This window comes from Candidatus Zymogenaceae bacterium, from assembly GCA_016931225.1.
In the GTDB taxonomy this organism is placed as follows: domain Bacteria; phylum Desulfobacterota; class Zymogenia; order Zymogenales; family Zymogenaceae; genus JAFGFE01.
In genome coordinates this window covers 171,037-177,036 of the sequence record JAFGFE010000005.1, presented here as the reverse complement: position 1 = coordinate 177,036, position 6,000 = coordinate 171,037, and the positions used below count along the sequence as shown (strand labels likewise).

Annotated in this window: 4 protein-coding genes; all 4 read left to right on the top strand. The window is 58.0% G+C overall.

Features of this window, described 5'->3' with window-relative positions; translation table 11 throughout:
• Positions 1-2,359: hypothetical protein (locus JW885_02090; protein ID MBN1880939.1), on the top strand; the 2,359-nt coding region annotated here is incomplete at its 5' end.
• 257 nt (positions 2,360-2,616) lie between these two features.
• Positions 2,617-3,387, top strand: a complete 771-nt coding sequence (gene kdsB, locus JW885_02085) for a 3-deoxy-manno-octulosonate cytidylyltransferase (GenBank protein MBN1880938.1) — start codon at positions 2,617-2,619, stop codon at positions 3,385-3,387.
• A gap of 7 nt (positions 3,388-3,394) precedes the next feature.
• Positions 3,395-4,990, top strand: a complete 1,596-nt coding sequence (locus JW885_02080) for a CTP synthase (GenBank protein MBN1880937.1) — start codon at positions 3,395-3,397, stop codon at positions 4,988-4,990.
• Complete coding sequence (kdsA, locus tag JW885_02075) at positions 4,987-5,886, top strand: 3-deoxy-8-phosphooctulonate synthase (protein MBN1880936.1); 900 nt, start codon at positions 4,987-4,989, stop codon at positions 5,884-5,886. The genes JW885_02080 and kdsA overlap by 4 nt, the downstream gene beginning before the upstream one ends.
• Positions 5,887-6,000: the final 114 nt, after the last annotated feature.

Sequence of the window (6,000 nt, the reverse complement as noted above, 5' to 3'; positions counted from 1 at the left end):
TCCGATCACGTCGGTTGAGTACAGTATCGACGGCGGAATTGTGTGGAGCGAGGCGGTCATCTGGGAGGTTGAAGGTTCGATCGCCCGATGGCAGTTTGATTTTCTTCCCAAGCAGGAGGGAGAGTTTGAGCTTCAGATCCGGGCGAAAAACGAAAGGGGAGCGGTCGGCAACCCTGAGATGTTCGGCCCCTGGACGATAAAGTTCTGGGACGCCACGTACGAACAGATCGCCCAGGCGTTTATCGATGCGTTTATCACGGCGCTGGAGAGCGGCGGGTTGACGGAGATAGAGAACCTCATATCCGACGTGTACGACGGCAGTCTGGGCGGATATTTTTCCAAGGACGAGCTGTTGGAGGCGCTGATCCACTTTTTCGGCACCGGGGAAGACATAGATATTACCGCTGTTCTTGAGAGTCTCAGCCAGGGGAGCATCATTGCCACGACCTCGTGGAGCGGCACGGTGGGGGGGCAGGGTCTCGGCGGCACCACCACCTGGTGGTTGTCTGAGGATGTGGATTTTATGCTCGTTCACGCCGATGGAGACTGGTTTATCGATCTCCAGGAAGGCATCACGTTAGAAGTTTTAGAGGGGGCGGGTGCTTGCGGAGATAGAGTGAAGGTGCTTCTCACGGTGCCGGATGTACCGTTGAACGTCGACACGGTGTGCGTGGAGGTGGAGACGGACTGCGACACGTATCAGATTCCCCTTGATCGGACCTATTTCTACAGCGAACGAGGGGTTAACACCGGTTTCGGCGGAGAGTTCCCGGTGGAGCGGACCCGGTGTACACTCATGCCCGTGTGCACCGATCCGAATCTGGTCCAGTATGATGAGAACGGTTTGAGTGCCGTCGTGTCGTACGATGATTACGACTATTCGATATCCGACAGCATCGCTCTCCCCGAGGATGAGATATCCCTTGATCTGGAGTTGGACGACGGGGGGTTCCCCTGCAACAACATGGTGGAGATTTTCGTGACGGAGCCGAGCCTCCGGAGGGGTGGATACGGGACGGTGGACGTGGCGCTTTCCACCGGGAGCTGCGATTACATCGGGTCGTTCACCCTGGATGCGTCCTATTACGACTCGCATATGACGCCGGGCATGGGGTTCGGCGGTGCGGTCACCGTGGAGATGGACGCCACCTGCGCGGCGTCCCACACCTGTTCGGCCCCGGTGATCAGCTATAACGCCTCAAATAGCGATCTGGAGGTAACCTTCACCGATCCCCTCTCCGGTGATACGCTTTTTGAATCCATCGCCCTGCCGGACGAGGACGCGTCTCTGGAGTTGGACCTCATTGAGGGAGGATTCCCCTGTAACAACAGGGTGGAGATCCTTTTGACGAAGCCGAGCCTGGTCCCCGGTTTCCCGACAGTGAGTGTTGAACTCTGGACCGGGTGCGACTATTATGGATTGTTATCCCTTAACCAGGCGTATTACAACGCCCGGATGACGCCGGGCATGGGATACGGCGGCGAGATCACCGTTGAGCACAACGCCTGTTCCGGGACGACCTGTACCGCGCCGGTCATTGCATATGACAGCACGAACAATGAGCTGGACGTCACCTTTGAAGATATCTTTACCGGAGAGGTCCTCAACGAGTGGATAGAACTTCCCAATCCCCTCGTCCCCGCAACTGTCTGGTTTGTTGAACATGATCAGGGTATAGGGGTCTGTGATGACATCGAGGTGTTCATGAGGGCTCCGTCGGTGGATGCAGCCATATCAACGGTCGACGTCGAAATTTCCACCACCAGCGGAGGGAGCGGCACCTATACCCTGACTCGGGCATATTTCGATGCTTATGCGGGATACCCGTCGGGGGAGGGGTTCGGCGAGAGAATCATTATTGAGAATAATACAGGCTGGTTCGGCCCCGGATGCTGCGGAGGCATTATCTATCACAACTCCGATGCCCTTTACTTTCTCTATGACGGCTCGTCCGATGGAAACGCCTACTACGTCACCGCAACAAAAACCGGTTTGAGACTCCAAGATCCACTTTCGATGACTCTCACGCAGATCAACACCGGACTTTCCACTCCCTGCGATGTGGGCGTGAGAATCATGTACACCCTTCCCGCCTTCAACGACTGTACGAGTATGACGGACTATACCGTGGCCCTGGAGAACGGCTGCGGTGATTTTGACAGCGTCACCCTGACAAGGAGCTATTATGAATCACATGGTGGTGCGTACATGGTGGGCTTCGGCGGAGAGATCGTTGTGGAACCCGTTACATGCGGCGGCTCCCCGACCTGTTCCCCGGATTTCACGTACAATCCGGGCGGTAGCATTGTCGTGAGGGATTCAGCCTTTGGCGTGGTCGAATCCATCACCCTGCCGTAGGGAGGCGTCATCTTACGATTGAGTTCGAAAGTGTGCTGAAAGTGTAGAGATAAGCGGCGCCCGGTTTTTCCACCGGGCGCCGCTTTCACATTGCGACCCTCAATCAGTCTGTTTTTTACCCGCGCCTGTTTTCTTGGCCCTTGACATTGTTACGCCTGGTGGTATAGAGTAACATGTTGTCGTGTGTATGACGAAATAAACCGATGCGGCTCACGCGTCTGGTGGCGGCAAATGCCGTCGGCGGGAGGTAATGCGGCGTGGCACAGGCCGAAAAACCGAAAGTGGTCGCGGTGATCCCCGCCCGATACGGCTCCACCCGGTTTCCCGGCAAGCCCCTGGCGGAGCTCGCCGGAAAACCGATTATTCAGCACGCGGCGACACGGACGGCCCGGGCGCGGCTGGTGAGACGCGTGGTGGTGGCCACCGACGACGAGCGGATTTACCGGTGCGTCGTCGGGTTCGGCGGCGAGGCGGTCATGACCTCCCCGGACCACGCCACCGGCACAGACCGCATCGGCGAGGCGATCGCCGGTATCGAGTGCGACATCGTGGTCAACGTCCAGGGAGATGAGCCGGCGGTGGATCCCGGGGCGGTTGATGCGGCGGTCGCCCCGCTGGTGGACGACAACTCTCTTGTCATGTCCACGCTGGCGGCGCCCATCCGGGAGCGGGAGGAGATCCTCTCCCCCCATGTGGTGAAGGTGGTCGTGGACGCCGACGGCTTCGCCCTCTACTTTTCCCGGAGCCCCCTCCCCGGCGATCGAGACGGGACGTATGACACAGGCACCGGCGTACCGTACAGAAAACATGTCGGGCTCTACGTATTTCGCCGGGACTTTCTCGACACTTTCGTTTCCCTTGATCGAACGCCCCTGGAGCGCGCCGAGGAGCTGGAGCAGCTCAGGGCGCTGGAGAACGGATATCGCATCCGGGTGGTGGATATAGAGACACCGTGCGTGGGAGTGGATACCCCCGAGGACCTGAAAAGGCTGGAGAGGGATGTGAAAAACGGCATTATTACCCTGTAAGGACGATATGAGACACACAAAATTCATCTTCGTTACCGGCGGCGTGCTTTCATCCCTGGGCAAGGGATTGGCCGCCGCATCAATAGGAGCGCTGCTTGAAAGCCGGGGTCTTACCATCACGTTTCTCAAACTCGATCCCTACATAAACGTGGACCCGGGGACCATGAATCCCTTTCAGCACGGCGAGGTCTTTGTCACCGACGACGGCGCCGAGACCGACCTGGACCTGGGCCATTACGAGCGCTTTACCAGCGCCCGGCTGGGGAAGCTCAACAACAAGACCACGGGCCAGATATACGATTCGGTCATCACCAAGGAGCGGCGGGGGGAATACCTGGGCGGAACGGTGCAGGTGATTCCCCACATCACCGATGAAATCAAGGGGTGCATCAGGAGCCTGGGCGAGGGGATAGACACGGTCATCGTGGAGATCGGCGGCACGGTGGGCGATATCGAGAGCCTTCCCTTCCTGGAGGCCATTCGCCAGCTCCGTTGGGACCTGGGTCAGGAGAACACCCTTTATATTCATGTCACCCTCGTGCCCTATCTGGGAACCGCAGGAGAGCTGAAGACAAAGCCGACCCAGCACAGCGTCATGAAGCTCAGAGAGATCGGTATTCAGCCGGATATCCTGCTGTGCCGGGGCGAGATCGATCTTCCCGAAGATGTAAAGAAAAAGATCGCCCTGTTCTGCAACGTGGAGGTGGCCTCGGTCATCTCGGCGATGGATGTGAAGTCCATCTACGAGGTGCCGATGATGTTCAACCGCCAGGGGCTGGACGACCGGATCGTCGAAAAACTGAATATGTGGACAAAGAAGCCGGATCTTACCGTGTGGGAGGATATCGCCCGGCGGATCAAGAATCCTGAAGGCGAGGTGACCATCGCCATTGTCGGGAAGTATGTGGACCTGGTGGAATCGTACAAGAGCCTCAACGAGGCGCTCGTCCACGGCGGCATCGCCAACGGCTGCCGGGTCAATTTGGACTACGTGGACGCGGAAGAGATCGAAAAGACAGGAGCGACGAAAATTCTCAGGAACGCCGACGGCGTCCTGGTCCCCGGTGGTTTCGGGTCCAGGGGCATTGAGGGGAAAATTCTTGCCGCAGGGTACGCCCGGGAGAAACCGGTTCCCTATTTCGGTATTTGCCTGGGGATGCAGCTTGCGGTGGCCGAGTTCATGCGAAACATCGTGGGATGTGCCGATGCCAACTCCACCGAGTTCAATCCTAACACCTCCTGTCCCGTCATCGATCTCATGCCTGAACAGGTGGATATCGAGCAGCTCGGCGGGACGATGCGGTTGGGTGCGTACCGGTGCGACATCGAGGACGGAAGCATTGCCAAAAAGGCCTACGGCAAGAAGACCATCGAGGAGCGACACAGGCATCGCTACGAATTCAACAATATATACCGTGATGAGGTGACGAGCCACGGCATAGTGATATCCGGAATCAATCCCCAGCGAGACTTGGTGGAGATTATCGAGATTCCCGATCACCCCTGGTTTTTGGGCTGTCAGTTCCACCCCGAGTTCAAATCCCGCCCCATAGACCCCCATCCACTCTTTGTTTCCTTTATTGCGGCGGCGCTGAAAAAATGACCAGAACCATATCCATAGGTGATATTGTCATCGGCGGCGGAAACCCGCTGGTGCTCATCGCGGGACCCTGCGTGATCGAGGGCGAACAGATGGCCCAACAGACGGCCCATGACCTCAAGGAGATCACCGATCGGCTGGGGATACCCTTTATATATAAATCCTCCTATGATAAGGCCAATCGTACGAGTATCGACTCCCCTCGGGGGCCGGGCCTGGATGAGGGTTTAAAAATACTGGAACGGGTGAAACTGTCGATCGGTGTGCCGGTTACCTCCGACGTTCACACACCCCAGGAGGTGAGCGCCGCCGCCCAGGTGCTGGACGTGCTTCAGGTGCCGGCGTTTTTGTGCCGCCAGACGGATCTCCTGGTGGCCTGTGGAGAAACGGGGAAACCGGTCAATGTCAAGAAGGGGCAGTTTTTATCACCGCGGGATGTGTCGGCCATCGTCAAAAAAGTGGAAACCACCGGCAACAAAGACGTCATGATCACCGAGCGGGGCACGACCTTTGGGTACCAGAATCTGGTGGTGGATTTTCGCGCGTTTCCGATTATGCGTTCGCACCTTGCCGGCGATAACAACAAATCCCCCCTCCCTCCTCACGAACACCCGGCGGTGATCTTCGACGCCACCCACAGCGTACAGCTTCCCGGCGCCGGCGGCGGCATAACCGGCGGTGAGCGCCAGTTTATCCCGTACCTGACCAGGGCGGCCGTTTCCGTCGGTACGGACGGGCTCTTTATGGAGGTTCACCCCGATCCCCCCAAAGCCCTGTGCGATGCCGCAAACCAGTGGCGCCAATCGGACCTGGAATCGATCTTGAGAAAAGTTCTTGCCCTCGACGCCCTCGTCAAGGAGTGGGAGCGAGAGACAGAGCCGACCCGTTCGGGCCAGTGATGGGATACATGCACATCCCTCTCATGGAAAGGGCTTTCGGGGATATATCGTGCCCCGTTGGATATCGGCGGATCGTCAGAACGGAAAACGCTATGGAGAGACAAAGGCACGACA

What these genes read in the sequence shown, in the direction of transcription:
- JW885_02080 (MBN1880937.1), top strand. Translation starts at nt 3,395, where the DNA reads ATGAGACACACAAAATTCATCTTCGTTACCGGCGGCGTGCTTTCATCC.
- kdsA (MBN1880936.1), top strand. Translation starts at nt 4,987, where the DNA reads ATGACCAGAACCATATCCATAGGTGATATTGTCATCGGCGGCGGAAAC.